Below are 26,058 nucleotides of genomic sequence, written 5' to 3' on the forward strand. Positions count from 1 at the left end.
CAGGGAAGATGAAACACCGATGCCAGCCAAGCCCATCCATATACTCCACCTGATTGATACCACCGGACCAGGCGGGGCAGAGACGGTTTTCACAACTCTGTTGCGAAGTCTGGATTCAGACCGTTACCAGCATACCGTTGTGCTGCGGGGCGAAGGCTGGGTGGCCGACACAGTTCGCGAGATCGGCATCGAGCCATTGATCATCGATTCAAAAGGCAGTTTCAATCTGGGCTATATTGCCACACTGCTGGGCTTGATCCGCAAAAACGGAATAACACTGATACATGCGCACCTGCTCGGATCTAATATCTACGGCGCCCTGGCAGCGATTGTATCCCGTGTGCCCATGATTGCCACTTTTCACGGTGGCGCCGATGTTGCCAGCAAAGAACGTTTTCTGGCCACCAAGTTTCGGCTAATCAATATTGGTGCAAAAGCGATTGTATGTGTGTCCCGGCGCCTGCAGGAAGAGCTGGGCGCCCGCAGCCCGCTGGCTACAAAAAAGCTGAGGCTTATCTACAACGGGGTAGACCCGGAAAAATTTCAGCCACGGTCCGGCGACGCACTGAAAAAGGAACTTGGCCTGGCGGCCGATACTAAAATAGTGATCTCAATTGGAAATATCCGGCCTGCAAAAGGTTATCCTTACCTGGTGGATGCAGTCGCGGATGTTGTGGCACAGGATCCTGGCGTGCATTTCGTGATAGTGGGGCATCAGCGCAAGGACCTGTTCAGCCAGCTTGAAGCACAGATAGAGCAGGTTGGTGTCGGCGGCAATATCCACTTTCTGGGCTTTCGCAGCGACGTGCAGGACCTGCTTTGCCAGGCGGACGTGTTTTTATTGCCTTCCACATCCGAAGGCTTCTCCATATCCACCGTTGAAGCAATGATGGCAGGCATTCCTGTGGTCTCAACCCGCAGTGGCGGCCCCGAAGAGATTCTGGACCATGACAAAACCGGAATCCTGATACCCGTGGCTGACAGGGTGGCAATAAGCCACGCGGTGCTGCGTGTGGTGCGTGGGGAAATTCCTGAGAACATGAACGTTCAGGCCAGAGACAGGGCAAAGCAAAGTTTTTCCGTTCGGGCGATGCTCGATCATTACGAAGCACTTTACCAGGAGTTAGTATGAGTAGTACCTCCGGTACAACGGGTTTCAAAAATCTGTTCGTCAGATCCATGACAAGCAGGGTGGTAGAAGAAATGGTTCGCCCATTTCTACCTCCGCTGTTGCCCATTTTCATGCTGCACCAGTTTCAGAGCCCTGAAAGGGGCCGGCCCGGCCATGATCCGCAAATGGTCAGTGATTGTCTCAAACGGCTGAAAAAACACGGATATGCTTTCCTGGACCTTGATGAGGCACTGGATACCTTTAATCAGTCTGCGGTGAAACGCCATAAAGCTGTCGTGTTCACGCTGGACGATGGGTTCCTGCACCAGGTGGAAACGGCCCATGACGTGTTTTCTGCCCACGAATGCCCCTTTACCTGCTTCCTCATCACCGATTTTATGGACGGCAAAAGCTGGCCCTGGGATGCTCAGGTTTCTTATCTGCTTGAGAATTCGACCAAAGACAGAATTGCTCTCTCAACGGAAAGTGAAGTCCAGGATTTACCGTTATCAACTTCTGCGGAAAAACGATTCGCCGGCCATAAAATTCGTCAGGCAATGAAGGCCCGCTATGCGCGGCATAAATCGGAAACCAAAACCTATCTAACCGACCTTGCAGATAAAACCGGTGTTGAGCTTCCAGTCAGGCCGCCGGAACCCTACCTGCCTCTCGGCTGGGAGCGGGCGAGGGACCTGGAAGGCAAGGGCGTTCGGTTTGGGGCACATGGTTTAACACACCATATTCTGTCGCAATTGGGAGCGGAAGAAGCGAAGGAAGAGATTGTGCTGTCCAGCGAGAGGGTTCGCAATGAATTGCCAAGAGCCAGCGAGGTTTTCTGTTATCCCGTTGGGCGAGCAGGCGACTTCTCGGAGCGTGAGATGAAACTGGCGAAGGACACAGGGTTCAAGGCTGCCGTTTCTGCAGTCCCCGGATATGTCACTCCAAAAGGTCTGGGTAATGAATCGTTTTCTTTGCCTCGTTTCACGTTTCCAGACAACGAGGTGGATTTTTTTCAATACTGTTCGTGGGTTGAATACGTGAAGGGCACGCTCATAAAATGAAGGTCTTATGGTTATCGCATCTTATACCCTATCCGCCAAAAGGGGGCGTGTTGCAGCGTTCCTACAACCTGCTTCGTGAATTGTCCAACTACCATGATGTAACTCTGGTGGCGTTCAATCAAAACAATTTACTGAAAGACAGTTTGCCTGGAACCACGAATCCATTAGACCACGCCAGGGAAAAGCTGGGAGAGTTCACGGAATCTGTGACGTTTCTGGATATACCGGAACATGTTCAGCTCGGAGGGCGTTACCGAATGGCACTCAAGGCGCTATTGACGGGGAGGGCCTACAACATGGCCTGGTTGGACAGCGAAGAGGCCAGGGCGAAGATCAGACAGGTGGTGAACGACACGAACTTTGACGCCGTGCATGTGGATACAATCAGCCTCTGCGTTTATTCAGATTTGTTTGATGGTCTTCCTGTTTACCTCAATCACCATAACGTTGAGTCGAGCATGCTATTCCGTCGTGCAGAACTCGCCGGGAATGCCGTTAAGAAATTTTATTTTTCTCTTGAGGCCAAGCGTCTGAGGGCGCAAGAAAAGTCTTTTGGACGCCGTGTTGTCTCGAATCTTACCTGTTCCGAAGAAGATGCCAGCGACCTGAATCGCATAACCGGCAAAAGCAACTCAGTCTGCGTTCCCAACGGTGTAGATTGTGGTTACTTCTATCCAAACGAAGATGTTACCCGAGAACCAGAAACGCTTGTATTCGCCGGGGGGCTTACCTGGTACCCCAATCAGCATGCTATGAACTTCTTTATCGATCAGGTTTGGCTGCCACTCAAAAAAGAAGTCCCGGGTGTAAAGATGAACCTTGTGGGGCGAAATCCGACCTCAAAATTTCAGGAATTGGGTCGGGCTGACAGCAACTTTATTGTTCATGGCTTCGTTGATGACGTCCGGGATTATCTCTGGCCAGCTCAGATATACGTTTGCCCCATCAAGGATGGGGGCGGCACCAAACTCAAAATTCTTGATGCGCTTGCCTGTGGATGCGCTCTTGTCGCCGACCCTTTCGCCTGTGCAGGTATTGCGGTCGAGGACGGTAAGCACGTGGTTTTTGCGAGCACCGCAGAACAGTATGTAGAAAAAATAAAATTGTTGATTGAAGATCCGAATTTACGAGCTGAACTACAGCGCAATGGCCCGGAATTGATAAGAAAAAACTATTCATATCACGCGATAGGAAACGCTTACGCGAAAATATTGTCAGAAACACCAGGGCACAAGGAAGCGAATAATCGTGCAGAAGAACCTGTCTAAGTATCTATTTTTTTACCCTGCCACATTGGCGAAGGGCGAGCCGATCGCTTTAATGATGGGGCGTTACCGAAACAATCAGTGGATGAGTGCTGAGGAGCTGCGGAGTTACCAGCTAGAAAAATTAAGTTCACTCGTGGATTACGCGTTTAAAAACTCTAAATTCTATCGGGACCTGTACACAGAAGCCGGATTCAAACCTGGCAAGGTTGAGAGCTTTGAAAGCTTCGCCAGTCTGCCGGCAATTACAAAATCTGACCTGATGAATCGCCTGGACGACATGTCGGACGGGTGCAAAAAGGTTTTCCGGTCCAGTAAAACCACTGGTGGATCAACCGGCCAGCCGGTGAAGTTGTTCAAAAATCCGATGGCTCTGGCCCGCGAACGGTGCGCGACAGCAAGAGCCTATGAATGGGCCAACGTCCGGATCTCAGAGCCGCAACTGCGTTTTTGGGGTGTTCCGCACTCCGGCATTGGTAAATTTAAGGCAGGGTTGACAGACCTTGCTGCAAATCGAAAACGAGTTTCTGCGTTTGATCTAACAAATGATTCATTATCGCAATACTTTTCTGAAGCGCTAAAATTCAAGCCCGGATATATTTATGGTTATGTGAGCGTCATTGAAATATTTGCACGGTTCGTGATTGAACAGGGTCTGCCTCCGATCCCCTCCCTGCGAGCTGTCATCACCACATCCGAAATTCTTACGCCAGGTTCCCGAGAAATCATCTCGCAGGCTTTTGGAGTTCAGGTATTCAACGAATACGGTTGTGGAGAGGTAGGTTCGATCGCCCATGAGTGTGAGAAGGGCGCAATGCACGTTATGGCGGATAATCTCTATCTGGAAATCGATAACGACGGTTCTGGTTCTGGTTCTGGGGAGATTCTGGTCACCGATTTTTTCAACGTCTCAACGCCGATGATTCGCTACCGGCTTGGGGACTACGCAACGTTATCAGACGCTGTTTGTTCTTGCGGTCGTTATTTCCCGGTCATCGAATCTATTCATGGGCGGGCATACGATGTTCTGGAGCTGCCTTCTGGTAAGAAGGTTCATCCAGAAGCAGTGATTTACGTTTTTGAAGGCATTCAGTCCAGAACCAATGCATTCAGCCAATTCCAGGCAATTCAGGAAGCAAAAGACAGGATTCTGGTAAGGGTTATTCCCAACAAGGGTTGGAATGATGAGATAAAAACCATTTTGATTCGTGACTTGAAGCGAGATATTTCGGCTGACGTTGTCTTTGATGTCGAAATTGTGAGTGAAATTGCCAGAGAAAAGTCGGGTAAGCTCAGGCTTGTGAAATGTAATTTGTGATGCGTCTAGCGCCCCGGACCAAGGGATTTTAGGTACTGTTTTAATTCATAGATAAAAGGACGAAAGTCACTCAGGCGGTTCACCTCATGCCGGGTTTTCCTGGTCGGTCTTAAAAAACTGAAAACCGAACCGAGTTTGCTCCATAAAGAGTAACGACTGAAAGGTGCTTTGAGGACGAGATACAACCGATCCAGATCACCCAGCAGCCAGCGAACCCGCCTGTGTTCCTGCGGGGGCAGGTTGCCCAGTTCATTGCCGTTGGTGATTTGGTAAAGCCAGTAAGGAAAATCAACGCCCGAGTCGATCGCAAGTTGAAGGGAGCCCCAGAATCTGGGGTTGATCTCCATAAGGTAGGGGTCGCCCTGTGGCGTTACACGAAATTCCACCATAGCAACGCCATGCCAATTGGCGGCGTCTAGAAGGGTACGGGCATATTGCTTCAGGTTTTCCGGTACCGGGGCTGATTCACAAAGCACACTGACCCCGCCTTCAGGCGGTTTTTCGCGAAGTCGGCGGTGTGCAAAAAAGCACACTGCGTGACCGCGATCATAAAGTGCGAAGACACCCTGGCCCTTGCCTTCGACAAATTTCTGGATAGTGAATGGGCTTTCGAAGAACGCATGTTGCTGCAGCGCATCCTCAGCTTGTTTTCGAGAATGAACGGCCATCACGCTGGTTGGTTCGATGCAGTTATCATGTAAAATACGAGACTTGGCAGGCTTTAATACAACCGGATAGCTTGTGACCGAGCCAATGGCGTCTAGCCCTTCCTGGCGATTGTTGCAGAATATGCTCTCAGGCACAGGAACTCCGTTTTCGAGGGCGAGTCGAAAAAGCCGGTTTTTGTTAGCGATCATCTCAACCTGATCGGAGTCGGGAAGCGGCAGTGTGACCGATGCGGGCAGCTCTGATTTGTAACGCAGAACCGCGTAGGTGGTTGCCTCTGTTATTGGTAACAGAAACGTGATCTTTTTGGTTTCGATAATGCGGCACAGGTCATCAAAAAACTGCCTGGGTGACTCGTAGGGGTCATGATAGGATTCATTACTCTGACAAAACCTGGAACAGCCAGACAAGGAGGTATCGGTGATTTCACCCACACAGATCCAGAGCCCCCGGCAGCCAAGTGACCTGACGGCTGCAAGTGCTGCACGCTGGTTTCCATCGAGAACTAAAGCCCTTTCTTCCATGATATCTGTGCCTCACCAATTGTTGGTCACGTGCTGAAAAAAACTAAGTTGAAGCTGGAAAAGATCATATATGACCGCTACGGATCCAAAAAGGGTTTCCTGAGGTTTATGTGGCATTCCTTTCTGGCAAAGATGGGTCGGTACAACAGCTTTAGGGGGGTGATGCCCAAACCTGGTCAAAGGGTGGTGTTTATATGTAGCGGTAACATCTGCCGCAGCCCGCTCGCGGAATATTACGCCCGCAGCCTGGGTTTAAAGGCGGATTCTTGTGGCCTTGATTGCGGTGTTGGCTTTCCCGCAGACCCCAGAGCTTTTGAATTCGGTAAAACACTGGGCCTTGACCTGAGTGTTCATGAAACGAAGCGAGTCGATCAGTTTGACTTCCTGCCTGATGACCTTATCGTGGTGATGGAACCAAAACACCTTAAAAAATTCCAACAGCAGGTTTCTAATCAGCATAAAATAATTTTGGCAGGTCTTTTCTGTCCAGACCCTTTGCCGTATTTACATGATCCTTATAACTGTAATTTACATTTCTTTCATCATTGCGAGGAGTGTGTGATTTCATCGGTGCGGAGGTTGTGTGGGAGGCAATAAGATAATCACTGATGAAGACCTCTTTTCTCTCAAAGTATCGAAGCTTTGGCGAGCATTTCGATCCGAAAGTTTTGCTTTTTGGATGATCTGTGTATATCTTTTTTTTGAATATGTCAGACCTCAATCTATTCTCCCCTTTCTGGATATTTTACCTTGGGCACAGCTAGCTGTTTTAGGGGCATTAATCGGATGTTTTTTCGATAAAACCGTAAAATGGGTTTCATCATTTGGAAACAAGCTTTTAATAACTTTCCTACTTATCATAATAATTTCAAGCATGTCTGCCTACTGGCCTCAAGTCTCCTATAACAACCTTGATAAGCTGTACAGTTGGATTGTGATTTACTTTTTAATAATTTGTATTGTTAATACGAGGCAACGTTTTTTCATTTTCTTTCTTATATTTTTATTGGCTTCTTTTAAAATTTCAGCATCCCTTGCAATGACATGGGCAGGCCGCAGCTTCACTTTCACAGGATGGGGTCTCATGGGACCACCTGGTTTTTTCCAAAATTCTGGGGAGCTCGCCATTCAGATGGTAGTGTATTGGCCTGTGGCTTTAGCTCTGACTGTATTTCTGAAACCTTACCTTTCTAAATGGATGTATGTTATCTGCATGGCGATGCCAATTACTGCTTGGGCAGTTATTTTAGGCTCAAGCACACGGGGAGGACAGCTTGCTCTCTTCGCGCAATTCGTCAAAAAATATTTCCACAGAATTACTAGACCAAAAATTCTGATCGCTATCGCACTGGGGGCGTCAGTTTTCTGGTCATTCTTGCCCGACGAACAAAAACAACGCTTCTCCTCAATGGGAGAAGATAAGACCTCTCAACAAAGATTGCTTTATTGGCAAAATGGCTGGGAGATGATGCTGGATCATCCAGTAGTCGGTGTTGGCTATTTTAATTTCATACCATACTATGAGACGTATTACGTCGATGACATGCTTTATAAAAATGCCCAATTACCCCACAATATATTTATCCAAGTAGGAACAGACGCCGGATTTTTAGGCCTGAGTATATACACTGCTATTATTTTGTATTCGTTTTTCGTCACAAGGGCCCTTGGGAAAGAGAAAAGCGAAATGATATTAATGGAATCAAAATTGGCAACCGCTTTCAATTATTCCTTAATCGGATTCGTTGTTGCTGGGCAGTTTGTAACTGTCGCTTACTATCCATTTTTATGGATTCACTTATCGATGGTTACAGCCCTCAAAAATATAGCACGAAAAAGAACCGCGCATTCAAATGTCTAAACTTTAAATCTCTATGGGAAGCTCACGCTTTATTATATCGATAATAGTATTCTAGCGAGGTGATAAAATGGTTGTATTATTCGACCTAAAGCTAAAAGCCTAACAATGGTACGATAATTCTACCCAAATGCTTGAACTGAGATACTTTTTGAAATTTTAGAATAAAATAATATTATTTTATACTATTATTAAAATTCTAAGAAGTGTAATAGTCGATTTCAAGCCTATTAAAGATTGTTCGCCATGGCTGAAAATATATTATGTTTAGAAAGTTGATATTATCTATCCGAAATCCTGCGATAATATATTGGTTTTTAAATGATTTTGTAGACCGGTGTTGCCGACCTGCAATAAGTTCATTAATGATAATGTCCGCATTCGTGTTCTATTGTTTGGGTAAAAAAGAAAAATATTTTAAAAATTTAATGAGCGCTCACCGCATATCAAACGGACAGTCAGGGTTAGCTCAGGAATTATTAATAAAAAATCGATCTGCTATGATCGACTATGCAACCAATTATATAAAAAATAAGTATTACAAGGAAACGGAAATTTCCCTCGCAATGGGAAGAGCAATAATTCTGAAAGCTCCTTTAATGCGGAATTCAGTCGTACTTGAAAAAGGCATTATATTATTAAAGTTTACAAATTCCTTCGGTGTCCTTTTCCAAAAATATGACTTTAATCGTATTTCTGAAGATTACTATATCGTTCTGGAACCAAGTTGGGCGGGCTATTGCCTCCCCGAGATTATTGTTTGGGCTAGTTTAAATAATCCTGTGATCATTCAGGCTACAGATTCTTGCGACCTTAATTTTCTTACTTTAGTGAGTGATAATCTCAATGGAATTCCTATAGGCTCGAGCAACTGGGTTGATGATAGTTATTTTTATCCTATCTCTGGAACAAAAAAGGTATATGACGTTCTGTATGTAACGAATTACAACAGAATAAAACGTCATCATATATTTTTCAAAGCTATTTCCAAGGCGGTGACCGTTGACCCATGTTTTCGAGCTGCAATTGCTTGTGGTGCCGCTGGATCAGATAGAGAAGTGATCTTTGACTTGATGGATTATTATGAAGTAAAAGATTTTATTGATATTTATGAAAGTATTAATAAGGAAAAGCTTAATGAACTAATAAATAGTAGCTATTGTAATGTTTTGCTCTCTTTAAAAGAGGGGAGTAATAGATCTTTATTTGAAACAATGTTTTCTGGAGTTCCTGTCATTCTTCATAAAAATAACGTTGGTGTAAGAAAGGATTATATTAACTCTTTGACGGGTCTTCTTGCTGACGATGATAGCCTTTTGTCTGCGATTATTTGGATTAAGGATCATTTTGACCAATTTGATCCGTTAAAATGGGCTATTGAAAATATCTCTCCTGAGATAACAACTGAAAATCTTGTATCAGTGATAAGAAAAATCGAAGCCAATCAGCAATGGGGTAGGTCTTCGGAGATTTTCGTGAAGGTTAACAGTCCTGAGGCTAAATATAAAGGAAGCGTCCCTAAGGGAGATTTAAGCGATGCATCAATAATACTTAATTCTTACTCAGGTCAATAAATTTTTCTAAATTATCATGTTTCAGAGTTCCCTGAATAGCTTAATTCATTTTAGCCGAATTTAACATCGCTTATAATTCCTAGTTAATCAGGTTTATAATTCAGTTATTATTTTTTAAATAGTTGGTAAAATATAGAGCCAGCTGAACTTGAAGCTTCCTGAGCTTTTTTCTATATTGAAAAGTATCTAAAGATTTTTTAATGTTCGAAAGCTCATCGTCGGAAATGTGTTGTCACAACGTTCAGTTTTTTGTTGGCCGTAAAACCAATTTTTATACTAAGCTATATGTCAGCTTTTGATTGAGTAAAACTAGATACTTTTGAGCTTATTTTTCGAATGCTTGTGATTTAATTAAATTTGATATTTTCCTAAGGGCACTAGATTAGTACATGATTATAAATACTACATGTAGGTATAGTAATCTGGACTTGTTGTCCTTTAGTTTTGGCATTAAAGATCTCTGTTAACGGAAAATTACAATCAGAAGAACTTTATGACTGAAAGACAGAGGACTTAGCCAAGGAAATCGTTTAAAATTCGATCAATAGGTGCTTCAACGGATGTAAGCACTGAACCCTATAGCTGAGTACAACAGGCGAACTCTTATGAAACTGACATTTGTCTTATTTTTGTTAACCACGTTTGGTTTTTCAAGTGCAGTGGCTTTCGATTATCACGACAACTTCGAGGGCTACGAAGGTCACACCGGCTTTTCTGATGGTTACAACAAGGTGCTTACCTCAAAAAACTCTGTTAATTTTTCGCCCGGAGTTGAGACAACGGTTCTAAGTCTAAGTGGTTCCATTCCGGGCATTGGTGAAATTGTTCCCAGCTCTCCGAAGAATAGTAAAGTCGACAGCGCCGTCCCGTCGGACTTGAGAACAGGCGGCTGCATCGATTGTGTCATTAGTTTTGAGTATGAAGGAACCGACGATTTGTCGGAAGATGCATGGTCGGAGCAACGATTTGCTTTGAACCCGGAGGCTTTGCCTAGTGGTGCAGATGGTCTCCAGAATATTTGGATTCAGTATGACAAGTATATCCCAAGAAATTACCACTATAGAGATGCCGATTCCGCTGGCGCTACCAATTGGTTCGGGGGCGGGCATAAAGTGCTCGCTCTATACGCAGACACATATTCTGGTTTGAACCCAACCTTAATTATTGGGAGGTTGTTCAAGCGACAGGATTCTACCGGTCCGCTGCCGCTTGACGGCACTTCATTTCCAACTATGAATTTTTCGACGAAAGACCCGGCAACTGGACAACGACGCTGGTTCAAAGACATGGGTTTTTCGATGGGGGAGAAGATAATCATAGATCCAGAGGTCGACAAGGGCCATTGGCAAAGAAGAACATTTCATATCCAGATGCCCACATCTGAAACCTCTAATGATGGAGTGGTTGAGTTCTGGATTCAAAGGAGGGCGGAAACTGGTAGTTCTATTACAGAAAAGCTCATCGATGTTAAGAATGGGAATTTTTATGGTGGAAATCAAAATTATATAAACTCCGGCTATCTTTTAGGTTGGAGCAATACTGGTTATAACCAGGATGTCACCTATTTGGTCGATAATCTAATTGTAAGTGATGATGTCGATTCGATAGATTTATCTGCAATTGAAGTTGCAGGCGACAGCGACTTCCGGCCTAATGCTCCGACTTTAATAATCGAGTGATCGTTTGGGGCCCATGGCCATATTCATTCTCGGTAGCTAGTGAGTTTTAAGTTTACGGGATACAGAGAGAACGTGAATCGAAAAATTACATTTTTAATGTCCTTCCTGTTAGCTTGGGATTATGGAACTGGATGAATAGGTAACCTCATGATTTGCATAAAAAGTTAGATAAAATATCGAAGCATTCTGTTCTTCGTTTCTGAAATAGTGCTGAAAATACTTGGTGTGGATGGGGCTGGTGTGTTTTGGGATTAGCACACCTCCATCTGCTTGCTTTCAGGTCAGCTTCAGCCTAAATTGAACCTGTTTATTGTGAGGTAGCTAATAACGACTTTTTGAGTGTCTTTCGCTCGCCAGGCTTTATCGCCAAGGTATCGGTCTTCTACATTAGCGCCGCTGATTCTCTAAATGCAATCCTCTGAATGGTGTTCGTTACCGGTATGATTCAGCCTTGTGAATCTGGTGTTGTTCTAACTTAATTACGGCTTTTCAGATGGTTTGGCAGACCGGCTTTTGTTGCCATCTAATTCGATTTTACTAACAAGGGATCCATATTTCGTTCGATTGGTTAATTACAAGTCGTAATAATTTTTAGAATAATAATTTATTTTTGTTTCCCAGCCACAGTGATGAAGTGAAATTGTTTATTGATGGATTATCATATTTTTGCGGGGGTGATTTAATTTTCAAGACTAGCGTGATCCTTTTTGTTACGCTTATCTAGTTTTCAGATCTGATAATCGAAAAATCTATTAAATTTGACTCCGGTCCTCTTGGGCGGCATGAAGCATTTCTAAAGTGCCAATACTAATTGTTGATTAAAGTGTTCTAGGTGCTGCTATCTTGGTAATAAGGTCCATTGATTGTCATTTTTGTATCTTTCGATATGTTTTGCAACGATTAATTATCGTTTGCTCGCCGGCTAGAGGTGGTGTTGGCATAAGTGTCTAAACTACTATGAGTTAGCTTCAAAGGAAATCGCTTGTCGCCGAAAGTATCAACTCCTTTTACGATTGAATGATTATTTAAAAAATCCGACATAATTAATAAGCGTTAAAAAGTTTGTAGTAGTTCCGGTAAGCGCTAGAGGCTTTCGGACCAAGTTTTCAATAAGATTAGAGTGTAGAGCAAATTATCGTTCAGATAACGTTTAGCCGAAGTACATTCCTACGCTGTCTTAATGGGGTTGTCGAATTTCATTGATAATGGATTGCACCTTTTCGATTAGATATTATGTTCCGGACCCATTTTAGTTGGTACACGACATCGTTGTCTGTGCAACGAATCCTAAGTAAAGTATGTAAAAGTACGTTTTATGGAATATGACTCATGAAAATGCCTGTTGACAATCTGAGACCGAAACCTTCAATTCTCATCCTTTATCACTGCAAATCGAATACGGGATATGCAATTGGTACGCTAGAGAAAGCATTTTGGGAAGCCGCATTGAGGGTAACAGACGAAATATCTGATGTTCATTTATCATACACCTCATATCACTCAGGCTTGCCGTATTATGTCCCTGACAGCTTTAAAAATGTAATCAAGTTTGATCCAAAATCAAGTAAAAATGACGAGCTTCGTTATTTTTATGATTACCTGGTAAGAAACAATGTTAAATTAATATTTGGGTTTGATCAGCCGCCAAATCGACCGTATTACAAGTTGGCAAGAAAAGCAGGGGTCAAAAAGATAATTTCATATTATGGCGCTCCAATGAGCAGTATTAATAGCGGAATTAAATTAGTGATAAAGAAAATTTATAACAAAATAATTAAATATGGTCCAGATTTCTATGTTTTTGAATCATTGGGTATGCAGAGGACCGCTACGCATGGGCGCGGAATACTCGAAAGTAAGACTGCGATTTGTCCGATCGGTATAGATACGAACAAATATTGTCCAGATATTCAGGACATCTTTTATGCCCACGACCTTTTGGGATATTCTAGGAATACTAAGTTGATCTTTTACTCTGGGCACTTTGAGGAAAGAAAAGGCATATCCGTGATTATGGCGGCTGCCAATAGGCTTGCTGAGGAGCGAAGTGATTTTGCTTTTGTCCTTTGTGGGAATACCGCGCAACAAGCCGAAAAATTCGGCAGTGAACTGACTGAATCCGCTAAGGAGTATGTGCATTTTGGTGGATATAGGGAAGATCTGAACAGAATTCATCGAAGCTGTTACCTAGGTCTGATAGCGTCGGTCGGGTGGGATTCCTTTACTGTATCCAGCATTGAAATGCAGTCCTCCGGCCTCCCATTGGTGCTGTCCGACCTATTGGGGCTCCGAGAGGCAATAGTAGATGGTCAGACTGGTAAGCACTTTGAGCCTGGCAACCATTCGCAGTTGGCATCAATCATCAGCACGCTTCTAGATTGTCCCGATGAGCAAGCGCGGATGGCGAAAAACGCCAGGGAAAGAATGCTTAAGGAGTTTTCAAAGGAGACCCAAATTATGCGTTTGACTGAATTGTTTGATAAAAATTTGGCAAAAATTGAGTAACGGGCGCAACGTATATAGAATATGAATGGCTTGATCATAAACCAAAAGAGTGCTTCAAATTGTATATTGTCTCAGTAATTAGAAAAATCTTGTTGGTCCTGAAAAAAGGATACTGGGGTAGGTACAAAAAAATACAATTTGTGTACCTGTTCAATGCAATATTTCAAGTGGCCGGCGTTGCGAGTATCGGTCCTTTTATTTCGGTTCTTTCCAATCCCGGATTGATAGAAAGCAATTTCGTCCTTTCCTATCTTTACCAAGTTTTCGCTTTTGATAATAATAGAGATTTCGTTATTTTTCTTGCTGTCATTTCTTTGGGGATTATTGTCTTTTCCAACGCATTTTCAGCTTTTTCAACATGGCTCACTTTTCGCTTCACGGTTGGGGTTGGAAGTTCGCTTCAACGGAGGCTTTATCATCAGTATTTGATGAGAGACTATATTGATCACAAAATTAATAATTATAACAGCAAGATTTCAATGGTTTCCCAAGAGACTTTGCGATTTGTCTATATGTTACTTCAGCCTTTCCTGCTATTGATCAGTCAGGCTCTTGTTGCATTCATTATTGCCATCGGCCTCATAATTCTAGATCCGATACTCGCTCTGTCTGCGACTTTTGTTGTGGGCGGTTCTTATCTTTTAATGTATCTTTTGATCAGGAAGAGAGTTAATTATCTCGGAAAAGTAATATTTGCTAGGAACCGAATGATTCAAAAAATTCAGTCGGAGTCTTACGCGGGCATTAAAGATTTGAAACTGAAGAAACTTGAGCAGTTTTATAAGCGAAAATTTGATAAGGAAAATATTCGAGGACTCAATGCTCAAGCTTTTATTGCTCAAGCCGGTGAGTTGCCGCGCTACCTGATGGAAGCAATATCGTTTTCAGCCATCCTGGTTCTTGCAATCATATTAGTTTTGAGCGGAACTGAATTCTCTGGTGTAGTAAGCGTTTTAAGTATATATGCGCTCGCAGGTTATAAATTGCTGCCTACGATGCAACAGATGTACAAATCAATTTCTTCGCTCAGTGGTCACGGAGATTTAGTAAAGACTCTGCTTCAGGAGTTGCCTGAGGCTGATACACCTTCGAAAAGGCAATACCAAAAAAGTGACGTTGGTGAAGTCGTTTCCACAATAGAGTTGGATAAAGTCTCTTACCAATATCCTGGAGCGGAAAGGTTCGCAGTCAAACAAGTATCTCTGTCGCTGAAACAGGGAAGGATTTATTCCATTGTGGGTCCTTCAGGCAGCGGAAAGTCTACAGTCACAGACTTGCTGTTGTTTTTGCTCGAGCCAACCTCGGGCGTCTTGAAGGTTAACGGTGAACTGGTGCAATTCGCTGACTCTTCTGCGTTTCAGGGGCAAGTTGGCTACGTCGGTCAATCTATTTTTATACTGGATGACAGCGTCATTAAGAACGTCGCGTTTGGCTGTGACGAATCAGATGCGGATTTAGAACGTGTTTGGCAGTGCCTGGAGTTGGCCAATGCTTCAGAGTTTGTTAGGAGATTGCCCCATGGAATTGAAACAAATTTGGCGCAGGATGGCCGGGCAATTAGCGGGGGCCAGAAGCAGCGGATTGGTATAGCAAGAGCACTTTACAACAATGCGCGAATTTTAGTGCTAGATGAGCCCACCAGCGCGTTGGACATTGAGTCTGAATTTAATTTCATGAAAACGATGGAATCGCTGAAATCTGACCGTATTATTTTCATTGTTTCTCATAGGCCGGCAGCTATTAAAATGTCCGACCATATTTTTCTGATGGACGCTGGGGAGATTGTTCAGGAAGGTTCGCTCTCAGAGCTTGCCGAGAAGGATCATCATTTTCGCGAATTAATGGATAAGTCGAGCATCACATAATGGCAGATTCAGAAATTGTTCTAATCGAAGAGGATATAGATTCGGGTTCAGCAATGAAACCTCTCATTTCTGTAGTCATCTGCACTTATAACAATTGTGACTCGTTGTCTCTGACGTTGTCTGAAATCTCGAGTTGTCTTATTGAAGATGCCGATCTTATTGAGGTGATTGTAGTCGATAACAATTCGTCGGATTCAACCGCCCGTATTATTGAAGAATTCAGCAGAAATTCTCCATTCAGAGTTCGTCATTGCTTTCAATCAGAGCAAGGTCTTTCGGCGGCCAGAAACATGGCGTTGTCCGCTGCGAAGGGCCTTTACCTTCTGTTCACAGATGATGACGCTGATATCCAAAGCAATTGGTTGTCTGAGTTTGTTTTAGCTATTTCAGAAAACGCACCAGATGCGCTTTTCAGTCGCATCTATGTAATTTGGGACAAGCCAAAGCCTTGGTGGTATTTGGAGCGATATGGTGCTTTTTTTGTACAGCTCAATTATGGTGATGAGGCTTTTTTGATTAATAGCCGAGAATATGAATTTTTTGGTAAGAATTTCTGTTGTAGAAGGGATATTCTAATGCAGTATGGCGGTTTCTCTGATCAGCTCGGCAGGAAAGGGGAGAGTTTGCTGGCCGGCGAGGAAACTCTCATATTTTACAGGCTGCTGCAGGATAAACGGAAAATACTGTATTTCCCATCGGCTCCGGTCGGGCATCGGTTAAAAGACGTCGAATACACGGAAGAGTTTTTCAGGAAAAAGTATGTGGAAGGAGCAGCTTCCGCGCTGTATCTAATGAATGTGATTGCACGTAGGCGCATATTTGGTAGGGCGATCTATCCATTAAGCCTATCGATTCGCTCGGTAGTTATGGGCAGTTTAGGGCTGTTGGTGAGTCTTCGGCCCGGACGTTCTCGACAGAAGTTTTATAATAAGCTCCAAGTCATGAGAAATTGGAAAATGCTACGGTTGTGGATTATCGGTTGGGGTCGACAATAATATTAAGTCATTTTTCATTGATCTGATTAGAATTGTTTAGTAATTGGTTCGTGTATTATCAAATATTTCCGACAATCTTGTTGCGATCGATTTTGTGGAGAACTGTTCGGTGGCATTAAGCATTGCTTTCTGTTGAATGTGGCCAAGTTTCGGATATTGATGATAAACCAACGATAAGGTTTGGCTTAGCATCTCAACATCGTTGCTTTTGTAAAGAAATCCGTTTTTTCCGTTTTCTATGTAGGATGACGGTCCTCCATTGTCGCTTGCTATTGTTATCTTGCCTAGTTGCATCGCTTCGATGACGGTGCCCCCTAGCCCCTCGAATTCGGTTGCACAATGCAAAGCAACATCAGCACTGTTAATCCAAACAAGTGGGTTCTTTTGAAAGCCTACTAAAGTAATATGGTCGTTAAGGTTTTCTCTCTCGATGAATGTCAAAATTTGGTTTAAGTAATCCTGACTAAGTTCATCGGGATCGGTGCCGCCCACAATTATTAATTTCGCTTTTTTCCAAATTCCGCTTTTATGAAAAGCCTTGCACGCATCTAGCTGGCCTTTCTGTTTGCATATGCGTGCTGCGCAGACAATCGTAAATTGGAGCTTCGGATTGTATGGCAACCCTGTATGGGGCAATTTTCTTTGACGCTCAAGATCTTCGAGAGCATTGAAAGGACTGCCGATGATGCTGGCTTTGTGGTCGGGGATGCCAATTTGTGCTTTATAGATAGAATATAATGGTGAGCTAATAGAAATAAAATGATCGATTTTCGCCGTATGTTCTGTCCACCGGCTTAATTGATCGAGACTCCTGAATATCACTATGTGGTAACAGTTTAAAGTTTTGTTAAGCCTCAGAGGCACGGCGTGTAAATTGCTGTTAGAAATAAGTATATCGGGTCTCTCGCTTTTTAATGACCTACGAATCTGAAGAGTCACCAATATTTCATTCGTCAGATCGAATAACGCGAGGAATTTTCCTAAGAAAAGTCTAAAATAAGAAAAATTATTTATTAGTCTACCTAATTTCCGCTTTATCCTTAATTTTTTTTGATAGCTGAATCGAGAGCTGATTTTGATTAATTGGAGGTTAGGTATATTTAGGTCGCTGGCCTTTGATCTAATATCAATATATGTAAAAAAAATGTAATTGTGTTCAGGGGTTTCTCGGATTATGTCCAAAATCCGGGCAATTGATCCGCCATAGCTTTCTGCTTGATCAAATACGATTATAGTCTTCATCGGGATGGAGAAACTTCCTTTGACACAGTTTTCTTATATAGATGAATATAATCGGCGGTATTGTGTTCAGAGCTAAAGCTTCTTTTTACCTGAAGAAAAGCATTTTCTACAAGGCGATGTTTAAGATTTCCTCTCAAAAGTTCCTTCACTGCTGAGGCATAACCTGAAGAAGTGTGGTCTGTTACAAGTGAACCACAGTCACCATCATTTAGGAGTTCAGGGATACCGCCTGTTTTATGGGCTACTATCGGAACAGATAAAGCCATCGCTTCAAGCAACGTCATGGGGAGGCCCTCGTGATCGGATGTCATTAGGAGCACATCTAGTGTACTCATCTCTTCGGCAGCAGGGTCGATAAAGCCCAAGAAATCAATGTGATCTTTTACACCCAAGTTAGACGCAAGCCTTTCTAATTCTGATCTTAACGGCCCATCGCCGATAATCACGCCTTTGCAATATATTCCTTCCTTGTTCAGTAGGTGGATTGCGGTGATAAAGAGGTCAATCCGCTTTACAGGTACTAATCTTCCGACGATACCCACTTTGATCTCGGGTGAGGTTTTGCTGGGTTTTGGCAACCACGCATCTCGTAGTTCCTGTACGTCTATGAAGTTGCAAATCTTATGAACCATGCCAGGGAATTGGGGTTCTAGAGCCATCTGCAATTGGGTTGACACTGCAATGACCGCTTGCTGTCGAATTCGTCCAAGCCCGATGTCAACTCGACTTGCTAGCCATTTATGTGGTTTCTTCCATGAAAATTTATGTTCAGGGTTACCGTGCACTGTGCGAATTGAATAATGAACTCCGCCAAGCTCCTTCCCTAGGATGCCTAGAATATTTTCCTTGAAACCGTGAGTATGGATCAGATCGGTATCCTGTGTCCGGCAATGACTAGCGATAGCCTTGATAATACCCAGCGGTCCGGTTGCGGTTTCGTCCGCCAAAGTTACAGGAATGCCAAGTTCCACCAACCTGTCATTCAATATGCCTAGATTAAAGACCACAGCCGTTACTTTTATGTCGGGGCTTGTATGCAACGCTTTGCACAAGTTATAAACCTGGACCTCCGCCCCTGCCCAAAGGTCGCCGGAAATGATTTGGGTGACGCTGATCGGGCGTACTGTGAATTGTTTCGTCATCACAGGCTGCGGCCTATGGTTGCCAAAAGGCTACGTGCCCTTGAGCTGTTTCCATCATGGAGGTTGAATCGGTGCAGGTCATATTCGCTTCGGGTTAACTTGTTCCATCCAGTCTTGGTTGTGCATGCAGCCACGTAATGGTTCGCGACGAGTTGCTTGCCGCTGCCGGTGGTGTCTCCATTGGGGTAGCAGAAGATCGGTGTACTGTTAATTCTCATGGCTTCAAGATCGGAAAGGCACCCGACAATCTGTTGTTCAAGTGCTGATTGGCTGTTCAGGCGATTCAGTCGGAAATGGTTTTGGGTGTGGGCGCCGTATTTGACGAGGTCGTCCTGGGCCATCTCCGCAAGATCACCGTTCTGGAGGATAGGCGGCGATTTCTCCGATGTTCCCGCCTGTTTCTTCGGAAGCGTGTGGGCAAAAGCCGCTAGGTGATCGAGGATGGTAGCGTCGTCAAGATCCTTCAGGCAGTTAATAACCCTATCAGCTTCGAGGAGGGAGAACGGGGTGGACTTGTTTGCTAACTCGCCAAGATAAGGCCGGAGCCATTCCAAAGCCGGGTCATTTAAGCTAGTGCCTGAGGTTCGGAGCAATCGGATGACCTGCTCTGGCCAGAAAGTCTCTTCTGTATCAACCATTTTGGTGACCAAAAATATGGTTGCGGGGACTTTTTCCTGGCGCAGTATTGGTAATGCGTGGAGGTAATTATCTCGCCAGCCGTCGTCAAAGGTGAACGCAACGGATAGAGAAGGGAGTGGCTCCTGAGCCTTTTTTTTGCGTAGCCATTCCTCCAGATGAACAGGGACAGCGCCGATAGACCGGATTAGCCTGATGTGTTTTTTGAGATTCTTCGGAGAAACAATCATCCCCGGTTGTTCGAATTCACGCTCAGGGGCATTCTCCGGTAATACCCGATGGTAAGTCAGGATAATCAGAGTAGGGCTGCGTGTGCTTTTCAGTCGAAGCCACCCGTAGAGGGCAAATGCGCTGAGCGCCCAGAATTTGATAAAGGATCGGATGGTTGCCACGCCCGTTGCCTCCGTCGGTCAAGCCAGTGGTTTTGGCCTAATCGTCCATGTATAGTTCATCAGCAGGTTGAGTTTGCCAGTCACGGGTAAAAAAGTCATCATCGGGACCACAGGGACAGATCGTAATGCTGAAGGGCTTGTTCTGGATGTCAGTGTTTGGCGTCTTATTCAGTTATTTTATTTATCCTTTGCTTCTTCGCCTTACTCCTCGCCGTATCGGCGCCTCAGACGAGTTCCCAGACCCTCAATCTCCACCTCGCGTATCCTTGATTGTAACGGCCCATAACGAGGAGGGCAGTATTCGGGATAAAATAGAGAACTGTCTTCAGCTTACCTATCCGGACCTGGAACTGATCATCGCTTCGGATGCGTCCTCAGATGACACGGACGGTATTGTAGGTGAGTACGCGAGTAACGGGGTACTGCTGGCGCGTGCGGCGGAGCGCAATGGCAAAGAGTATGCCCAGCTGCAGGCGATTCGTCGAGCAACTGGCGACATTCTGGTCTTCTCAGATGTGGCTACCTCAATTCCCAAGGACGCCATTGAGAAGATGGTTCGCTATTTCAATGATCCCAGTGTTGGCGCTGTTTCCAGTGAGGACCGGTTCGTTAGCAGAGACGGCTCCGTGGTGGGTGAGGGCGCCTATGTACGTTATGAGATGTGGCTGCGGGGCGTTGAGAGCGAGCGCGCGGGTCTGGTAGGACTGAGCGGGTCCTTTTTTGCCGCCCGGCGAGAAGTTTGTGATCAGGACTGGGATATCTGTTCACCCAGTGATTTCAATACGGCCCTCAACAGTGCCAGGAAGGGGATGGTCGCTGTCACAGCACCGGATGTTCTGGGTTTCTATCATGATGTTGCGGATTCGTCCAAAGAATACCAGCGGAAGATTCGTACAATTATTCGCGGCCTGACTGCGCTCAGCAGACACATCGAGGTACTTAATCCATCTCGCTTTGGGTGGTTTGCTTTCCAGGTATTTGGGCACAAGCTGATGCGCTGGGCAGTGCCTTGGTTTCAAGTATTGGTGCTCGCCACATCGTTTTTTCTGGTAGCGAAAGGAGGCATCTATGTGCTTGCGCTTCTGGCCCAGCTTCTTTTTTATGGCCTTGTTTTCGTTGGGCACATCAAGCCAGAGGTTCGCGATCGCAAGTTTGTTAGTATTCCGTATTTTTTCGTGCAGGCGAACCTGGCGGTTGCTCACGCAACTATAGAGTATTTGCGCGGGCGTCGAATGACTGTTTGGACTCCCTCCCAGCGTTAATGGAGCGAGGGCATGTAGGCTATGTTTTCAAAAGTTAGGCCGGTTGGAAGTCCGGTGCCAAGACCAGAGTCAGTAAAATCCTTTCCTATGCCGTGGGAAAAGCACTACAAAGCTGTTTTTACCGGCTCTGGCACAGAGGCATTATCTCTCTCCGTCCGTTGCGCTATTGGTAAGAAGAGCAATGTATCAGCGCCGGAGGTAATAATTCCGGCCTACGGGTGCCCAGACCTAGTGGCTGCGATCGTCGCGCAAAACGCTGTTCCCGTTTTGGTTGATTTTGCCGAGTCTATGCCTTTTATGGAGGAGCCTGATGTTATTGAGGCTATTACCAGTCAGACGGTGGCAGTTGTTGCCGTGAACTTTCTCGGTATTTTTGAGCGCCTTCCGTTACTGTCTCAGATATGTCGGTCAAAAGGAATCACACTTATAGAGGATTCTGCGCAATGCTTTCCGCCCTTCAGTTCCGAAGACGGTTGCGCAGACTTTGTCGTTCTTAGTTTTGGCAGAGGGAAGCCCATTAACTTGATGGGTGGTGGAGCCCTTTTGGTTCGTAACACCGATCAGCCAGTATCGGACTTTTTAGTATCAGAATACCCTGTTTCCAGTGTTACGTTAGATATCGCCTGGTATATAAAGCGCCTGATATTTAATTTTATTTTGTCTCGTTATATTTATCCGATCATGGCGAGTGCGTCATTTCTGAATATTGGCCAGACTCGGTTTTATCCGCTCAAATCAATTTCACGGTTGGATATTCCACGCTCGCTGCTTGAAGCTGGTGTAACGTCCTACATGGAGAGGGAACCGCTACACTCCATTTATGATCGCGAGCTAGCTTTTGTTGAGCAGTCGGGCTGGACAAGGCTGACTGCAGACCACGGTTTTGGAAAAGTTCCACACCTCAGATACGCGTTATTGGCGCCATCAAACGAGTTAAGGGACAGGGCTATAGAAGAGCTTAATAAACGTGGTATCGCAGCCAATGCCTTTTATAAACAAATTCTTCCAGAAATTGAGGGTGTCGAAGCTTCGTATCTCAAAATGCCTTCTGACTACCCGAAAGCTAACAAGTTTGCGGCCCGATTAATCGTGTTGCCCACGCATCAGGGAGTGAAAAGAAAAGATATTGCCACGATCGTATCGGCTTTCCGATTTCTAGCCACAGTACCAGCTTAAATTTTGAATAGTTTGGTAAATCTAGGTTATTGCTTAAGCGAATAATGCTTTCATCCGACAATATTTGATATATAGGGATTTTTGATGCCAAAGGATAATATTCTGCCACCGTCGGTTTTTATACTGGGTGCTCCCAAGTGTGGAACAACTTCTTTAGCTTGGTATCTCAATCAACATCCTCAAGTAGTCGAGCCGAAGAAAAAAGAACCGAATTTTTTTTCGGATGACCTTCCGCTGCAGGAAGTTGAAACCCTTGATGAGTACCTGCGCCTTTTTGAAAAGCAGAAGGCTTCCGAGAGATTGTCGTTCGAAGCGTCTACGTGGTATTTGTACTCAGAGGTGGCAGCGAAAAATATTAAAAATTTCGATCCAGACTCCAAGCTAATAGTCTTAATAAGAAATCCAATAGAGATGGTTCAGTCCTTGCACTCCCAGCAGCTCTATAATTTGCACGAAACGATTTTCGACTTTGAGCAGGCTTGGTATGCGCAGTTCACCGAGGAAAGGAAAGGGCATTGGCTGCTTCAATATAAAAAATGTTGCGAGACCGGTACTCAGCTTTCCAGGTTGTTAACGACCGTCGATAAATCAAGGTTAAAGGTTATTCTTTTCGATGACTTGAAGTCGAATCCTGAACGTGTATTTTTAGATGTGCAGAGTTTCGTCGGTATTGATGAATTCAAACTGCTAGACTATAGCCCAAAAAACAGCAACAAAACACTGCGTTCAAGAGCAGTTCAAGAGTTTACTAAAAATACGCCCAAGCCATTGGTTTCCATTGTAAATGTGATTAAGAAGTTGTTTGGAATAAAACGTATTGGCCTTTCCAAGGTCATCGAAAGGGCCAACAAAGTGGAGCAGAGCAGGGGCGGTATTCGCGGTGAATTCAAAGCGGTTCTTGTTAAGGAATTCGAAGAAGAGATTTCGAAATTAGAGCTTATTGTTGAAAGAGATCTCAGTCACTGGAAATATTAATCTGATAATTCAAAGTCTATTAAATGGTGAATGAGTATTTTGCATTGACGGACGCCCTCTTACGGGGTTATCGATGCGTGTCTACTGAAGTGGGGGAAGTGTAGACCCTAATCCGGGCCAGGAAGCGAAATGCTTGGGAGGAAAGATTGAAAAAGCCTTCTTGCGTTAACATCGCATTCAGTCACACCCTCGCCGCTGCACTCTGTTGAAAGGATCCAGATCCCGGCCCTCTGATCGCCCAAAACTGCATTGAGCCCTCCAACTAATTGGACCCTAGAGGTCGATGTTACGAGAGAGCCAGCTATATTGTGCCAGAACCAAACAGTAGCTTTTGCATCAGTAAATTTATGCGTGAGGGTGATTTGATTTACCTTTTTGACGCCCCAGGGGTTCCCTGCACCTGTCTCCTCGATTCTTTCTTGCATCGGTAGCCAAAGTTCTCGATCAAAAGCTGAGTTTTTGTAGTAAATAAGCTCCTTGCCTTGGCCTTGCCGATTGTATCCGTAAAAATCCAGCTGGACTTGTGCTCTATCGTCGTTCACGTAAACACCTGACAAATGCAGGTCATGGGCTTGATACTGAGGATTCCAGAATCCAGCGTATCGGATTGGGCCTTTCCAAGCATCGTCATTAGCAACTGGTAAGCTTGGTTTCCATCTGTTTGTGCTACTTTCCGCCAATCTTTCCTGGAGAAGGAGAATTGCTGGTATTGCCAGCAGGACAATCGTCGCGCTAACTAACGGTTTCCGTTGTCTTAGCTCGCCACTGTCAGATTCGGAATAAAAAAATGTCGAAGTTTCTTTTCGCGGAATCCTGTCGAAATAATTAGTGAACACGAAGAACGGTATCAGTGTTACGGCGATGAAAACGATCCAGCCGAACATTTCATGATCCTCTATTAAAGAAGATTCCATGTTTGTGTAGTGTCCTGCAGCGATGATCCACGCCACACGAATCCAGTTAGATAACAGAGCTAGAAAGCCAGCGACCGCCACTAATAAAACCGTTCGTTTGGGGCCGCTGTGCGTGTAAGCACCATAAAAAGCTCCGAGATAGAGCGCTACAATGAGATATCTTATCCCGCTGCAGCCATGCGCTACATGGAAGATCCCGCTAGGTATGGTTATATAAAACTCATCGATCGTGGCTGGGATGGAGATCAGTGCGAGCATTTGCTCGTCTACGGCGACTGTCAGCCACTGCAGGGCGGGCGACATGTCATCCCAGAATGGGGCTCCAAAGAGTATTAAGAGAATTGGTGCGCCTGCCGCTTTTATAAACGGTTTCCCCCAAATCGTTGCGCCCCAAGCAATGAGTAAGAAAGGGAGCAACACCATTCTAGCTAGCTTTATGTTGGCGGAATGGGCTAACAGCAAAACGAAGGCCATGCCAATAAAAATAGCCAAGTATTGCCAGGAGAACGAAATAGGAAGCTGTTTGAATTTTTCTTTGCGCTGGTAAAGGAGATATATAGTTCCGAGGAACACCAGAAATCCGTGAGTATAAATGTAAGACGTAGCCCAAAGCTCATAGTAATCCAGCCATTCCCTTAAAAAGGCCAGGACGAGAAGTGGCAGAGAGAAGAGAGCTATATTGTAATTCGTATTGACCCTGCCCAGCGGCATTTCCGTTTGTCCCTTTTGATGCAGGTTGTTCCTGAATCTGATTTTTCGAGTAGCTTGATAGCGTCACTATAACCGGAATTTTGAAGCCGTGACTACTCCCGGAGGCGAGGCGTCCGGAAAAGTGGATCAGATTTTGTCGATCTTCCAATGTCAGTGTCGATCTGCTTTACATGTGTTCGAAAAAAAATGGCTACATAATTTATAAGTCGCTAATTAAAAACAAAAAAAAGGTATTGGTCCCGAAATTGCTTTGTGTAGGGTCAGGAGCAGTACCGACAATGCCTTCGAAAACACAAGGAAAGAACTTATGAACACTACAAACAAAGCACTCGCCTCATCATTGCTGTTGCTCGGTTTGGCAACGAGTGCGATGTCTTCACCGCTCACTATCGATGACAATGGTGCCGACTTTTTTATTGGCGAAGGCACCAATGCTAGCGGCGTCGCGCTGGGAGATACCCTCGGAGGGCCTGCATACGAAGTATTTGGGATGAGCGTTTCGAATGATCCGTTTTCGCTTTTCGTTACGGTGTACACGAATTTCAACGAAACCACCAATAGTAACTACGATTACGGCGATTTGTTTATCGATGTTGATGGTTGGAATCCGGATGGTAGTGCGGCCTTGAACTATTCTGACGATAATGACTCGAATCAAAGCGTTTGGGACTATGCTGTTGATGTCAGTTCGCGCTCAGGCGGGGTTGCTGATCTTGTCGGTCTCACTGGAGCGACTTTAGCTAACTCTAGCGACGCTTTCGCGGGACCTCTTGCTACTCGTGAGAATCAGGAAGTTGCTTACTTGAGCGGTGGCGTTGTGAACGCAGGAGCTGCTGGTTTGACCATTGATCATGGTACATCCTTGACCTTTCAAATCGCGTTGTCTGCTCTTGGCTTGAACCATTTGGATCGCCCTGAAATCGGCCTTCGGTGGACAATGACCTGCGCCAACGACATCACCGAAGGCTCCTATACAGTTCCAGAGCCTGGCACACTTGCCCTGCTCGGTCTTGGCCTCTTGGGTCTTGGTCTGCGGAAGCGTGTAAAGAGCTGAGTTAGTGTTTGATCGAAGTTGATTTGCCTGGTGTCAGGCAGATAATCTGAGACACAAAAAAACGGGATGCGGTTATTCGCATCCCGTTTTTTGTGTCCCAGTTGGATAAATTTATACAAAGCCGTAGTCGAGA

The 26,058-nt window shown here is 44.8% G+C and carries 20 protein-coding genes; 15 read left to right on the forward strand and 5 right to left on the reverse strand.

The genetic code is table 11. From position 1 onward, the window contains the following. Positions 1-19 precede the first annotated feature (19 nt). The 4 genes from ACESMK_RS10090 to ACESMK_RS10105 are packed head-to-tail and all read left to right on the forward strand — an operon-like array spanning position 20 to position 4,755. Positions 20-1,132 (forward strand): glycosyltransferase family 4 protein, encoded by a 1,113-nt coding sequence (locus tag ACESMK_RS10090; RefSeq protein WP_372997833.1) that lies wholly within the window; start codon positions 20-22, stop codon positions 1,130-1,132. Then, complete coding sequence (locus ACESMK_RS10095; RefSeq protein WP_372997835.1) at positions 1,129-2,172, forward strand: polysaccharide deacetylase family protein; 1,044 nt, start codon at positions 1,129-1,131, stop codon at positions 2,170-2,172. Before ACESMK_RS10090 ends, ACESMK_RS10095 begins: the two co-directional genes overlap by 4 nt. Before the next feature lie 50 nt (positions 2,173-2,222). After that, the gene (locus ACESMK_RS10100; protein WP_372997837.1) at positions 2,223-3,440 is read left to right on the forward strand and encodes a glycosyltransferase family 4 protein; all 1,218 of its coding nucleotides are present in this window, start codon (positions 2,223-2,225) and stop codon (positions 3,438-3,440) included. Beyond that, entirely contained in the window at positions 3,421-4,755 is a 1,335-nt protein-coding gene (locus ACESMK_RS10105; protein WP_372997839.1) for a phenylacetate--CoA ligase family protein, read from the forward strand. The genes ACESMK_RS10100 and ACESMK_RS10105 overlap by 20 nt, the downstream gene beginning before the upstream one ends. Positions 4,756-4,760: 5 nt before the next feature. On the opposite strand, the gene ACESMK_RS10110 is transcribed toward ACESMK_RS10105, so the two are convergent. Further along, the gene (locus ACESMK_RS10110) at positions 4,761-5,945 is read right to left on the reverse strand and encodes an ATP-grasp domain-containing protein (RefSeq protein WP_372997841.1); all 1,185 of its coding nucleotides are present in this window, start codon (positions 5,943-5,945) and stop codon (positions 4,761-4,763) included. A gap of 162 nt (positions 5,946-6,107) precedes the next feature. Between ACESMK_RS10110 and ACESMK_RS10115 the strand changes: the two genes are divergently transcribed. The 7 genes from ACESMK_RS10115 (at position 6,108) to ACESMK_RS10145 (ending at position 16,421) form a co-directional block, all read left to right on the forward strand. Continuing rightward, positions 6,108-6,542, forward strand: coding sequence for a low molecular weight phosphatase family protein (locus ACESMK_RS10115; RefSeq protein ID WP_372997843.1), 435 nt, complete (start codon positions 6,108-6,110; stop codon positions 6,540-6,542). After that, positions 6,529-7,806 (forward strand): O-antigen ligase family protein, encoded by a 1,278-nt coding sequence (locus ACESMK_RS10120; protein ID WP_372997845.1) that lies wholly within the window; start codon positions 6,529-6,531, stop codon positions 7,804-7,806. Before ACESMK_RS10115 ends, ACESMK_RS10120 begins: the two co-directional genes overlap by 14 nt. Before the next feature lie 392 nt (positions 7,807-8,198). After that, on the forward strand, positions 8,199-9,377 hold the full coding sequence (locus ACESMK_RS10125) for a glycosyltransferase (protein ID WP_372997847.1): 1,179 nt from the start codon (positions 8,199-8,201) through the stop codon (positions 9,375-9,377). A gap of 605 nt (positions 9,378-9,982) precedes the next feature. After that, positions 9,983-11,056 carry a hypothetical protein gene (locus ACESMK_RS10130; protein ID WP_372997849.1) on the forward strand — a complete coding sequence of 358 codons (1,074 nt, stop codon included), beginning with the start codon at positions 9,983-9,985 and terminating at the stop codon, positions 11,054-11,056. A gap of 1,329 nt (positions 11,057-12,385) precedes the next feature. After that, complete coding sequence (locus tag ACESMK_RS10135) at positions 12,386-13,561, forward strand: glycosyltransferase family 4 protein (protein WP_372997851.1); 1,176 nt, start codon at positions 12,386-12,388, stop codon at positions 13,559-13,561. A gap of 89 nt (positions 13,562-13,650) precedes the next feature. Next, positions 13,651-15,426 carry an ABC transporter ATP-binding protein gene (locus tag ACESMK_RS10140; protein WP_372997853.1) on the forward strand — a complete coding sequence of 592 codons (1,776 nt, stop codon included), beginning with the start codon at positions 13,651-13,653 and terminating at the stop codon, positions 15,424-15,426. After that, positions 15,426-16,421: a glycosyltransferase family 2 protein gene (locus ACESMK_RS10145; RefSeq protein WP_372997855.1), complete on the forward strand. Its 996-nt coding sequence runs from the start codon at positions 15,426-15,428 to the stop codon at positions 16,419-16,421. The genes ACESMK_RS10140 and ACESMK_RS10145 overlap by 1 nt, the downstream gene beginning before the upstream one ends. A 36-nt stretch (positions 16,422-16,457) precedes the next feature. Here the strand turns inward: ACESMK_RS10145 and ACESMK_RS10150 are convergent, their stop codons facing one another. The 3 genes from ACESMK_RS10150 to ACESMK_RS10160 are packed head-to-tail and all read right to left on the reverse strand — an operon-like array spanning position 16,458 to position 19,833. After that, complete coding sequence (locus ACESMK_RS10150; RefSeq protein ID WP_372997857.1) at positions 16,458-17,663, reverse strand: glycosyltransferase family 4 protein; 1,206 nt, start codon at positions 17,661-17,663, stop codon at positions 16,458-16,460. Beyond that, positions 17,660-18,805, reverse strand: coding sequence for a glycosyltransferase family 4 protein (locus ACESMK_RS10155; protein WP_372997859.1), 1,146 nt, complete (start codon positions 18,803-18,805; stop codon positions 17,660-17,662). The genes ACESMK_RS10150 and ACESMK_RS10155 overlap by 4 nt, the downstream gene beginning before the upstream one ends. After that, positions 18,805-19,833, reverse strand: coding sequence for a polysaccharide deacetylase family protein (locus ACESMK_RS10160; protein ID WP_372997861.1), 1,029 nt, complete (start codon positions 19,831-19,833; stop codon positions 18,805-18,807). The genes ACESMK_RS10155 and ACESMK_RS10160 overlap by 1 nt, the downstream gene beginning before the upstream one ends. 125 nt (positions 19,834-19,958) lie before the next feature. Here ACESMK_RS10160 and ACESMK_RS10165 point away from each other — a divergent pair, with 125 nt between their 5' ends. From ACESMK_RS10165 to ACESMK_RS10175, 3 genes are all read left to right on the forward strand, one after another. Continuing rightward, positions 19,959-21,095: a glycosyltransferase gene (locus tag ACESMK_RS10165; protein ID WP_372997863.1), complete on the forward strand. Its 1,137-nt coding sequence runs from the start codon at positions 19,959-19,961 to the stop codon at positions 21,093-21,095. A 21-nt stretch (positions 21,096-21,116) separates the two neighbouring features. Further along, entirely contained in the window at positions 21,117-22,271 is a 1,155-nt protein-coding gene (locus ACESMK_RS10170; RefSeq protein ID WP_372997865.1) for a DegT/DnrJ/EryC1/StrS family aminotransferase, read from the forward strand. Between the two features lie 84 nt (positions 22,272-22,355). After that, complete coding sequence (locus ACESMK_RS10175) at positions 22,356-23,246, forward strand: sulfotransferase family protein (protein ID WP_372997867.1); 891 nt, start codon at positions 22,356-22,358, stop codon at positions 23,244-23,246. 107 nt (positions 23,247-23,353) lie between these two features. Here the strand turns inward: ACESMK_RS10175 and xrtA are convergent, their stop codons facing one another. Beyond that, complete coding sequence (gene xrtA / locus ACESMK_RS10180; RefSeq protein WP_372997869.1) at positions 23,354-24,871, reverse strand: exosortase A; 1,518 nt, start codon at positions 24,869-24,871, stop codon at positions 23,354-23,356. Positions 24,872-25,178: 307 nt separating this feature from the next. Between xrtA and ACESMK_RS10185 the strand changes: the two genes are divergently transcribed. Continuing rightward, positions 25,179-25,925 (forward strand): PEP-CTERM sorting domain-containing protein, encoded by a 747-nt coding sequence (locus tag ACESMK_RS10185; RefSeq protein WP_372997871.1) that lies wholly within the window; start codon positions 25,179-25,181, stop codon positions 25,923-25,925. The last annotated feature ends 133 nt before the right edge of the window (positions 25,926-26,058 follow it).

Origin of the sequence: Marinobacter sp. (assembly GCF_041687235.1) — a bacterium.
Taxonomy (GTDB): domain Bacteria; phylum Pseudomonadota; class Gammaproteobacteria; order Pseudomonadales; family Oleiphilaceae; genus Marinobacter.

Excerpts from the sequence above, each read along its gene's own strand:
- ACESMK_RS10090 (WP_372997833.1), top strand. The coding sequence starts at position 20 with ATGCCAGCCAAGCCCATCCATATACTCCACCTGATTGATACCACCGGA.
- ACESMK_RS10095 (WP_372997835.1), top strand. The coding sequence starts at position 1,129 with ATGAGTAGTACCTCCGGTACAACGGGTTTCAAAAATCTGTTCGTCAGA.
- ACESMK_RS10110 (WP_372997841.1), bottom strand. The coding sequence starts at position 5,945 with ATGGAAGAAAGGGCTTTAGTTCTCGATGGAAACCAGCGTGCAGCACTT.
- ACESMK_RS10115 (WP_372997843.1), top strand. The coding sequence starts at position 6,108 with ATGCCCAAACCTGGTCAAAGGGTGGTGTTTATATGTAGCGGTAACATC.
- ACESMK_RS10130 (WP_372997849.1), top strand. The coding sequence starts at position 9,983 with ATGAAACTGACATTTGTCTTATTTTTGTTAACCACGTTTGGTTTTTCA.
- ACESMK_RS10135 (WP_372997851.1), top strand. The coding sequence starts at position 12,386 with ATGAAAATGCCTGTTGACAATCTGAGACCGAAACCTTCAATTCTCATC.
- ACESMK_RS10145 (WP_372997855.1), top strand. The coding sequence starts at position 15,426 with ATGGCAGATTCAGAAATTGTTCTAATCGAAGAGGATATAGATTCGGGT.
- ACESMK_RS10150 (WP_372997857.1), bottom strand. The coding sequence starts at position 17,663 with ATGAAGACTATAATCGTATTTGATCAAGCAGAAAGCTATGGCGGATCA.
- ACESMK_RS10155 (WP_372997859.1), bottom strand. The coding sequence starts at position 18,805 with ATGACGAAACAATTCACAGTACGCCCGATCAGCGTCACCCAAATCATT.
- ACESMK_RS10165 (WP_372997863.1), top strand. The coding sequence starts at position 19,959 with ATGCTGAAGGGCTTGTTCTGGATGTCAGTGTTTGGCGTCTTATTCAGT.
- ACESMK_RS10170 (WP_372997865.1), top strand. The coding sequence starts at position 21,117 with ATGTTTTCAAAAGTTAGGCCGGTTGGAAGTCCGGTGCCAAGACCAGAG.
- ACESMK_RS10175 (WP_372997867.1), top strand. The coding sequence starts at position 22,356 with ATGCCAAAGGATAATATTCTGCCACCGTCGGTTTTTATACTGGGTGCT.
- xrtA (WP_372997869.1), bottom strand. The coding sequence starts at position 24,871 with ATGCCGCTGGGCAGGGTCAATACGAATTACAATATAGCTCTCTTCTCT.
- ACESMK_RS10185 (WP_372997871.1), top strand. The coding sequence starts at position 25,179 with ATGAACACTACAAACAAAGCACTCGCCTCATCATTGCTGTTGCTCGGT.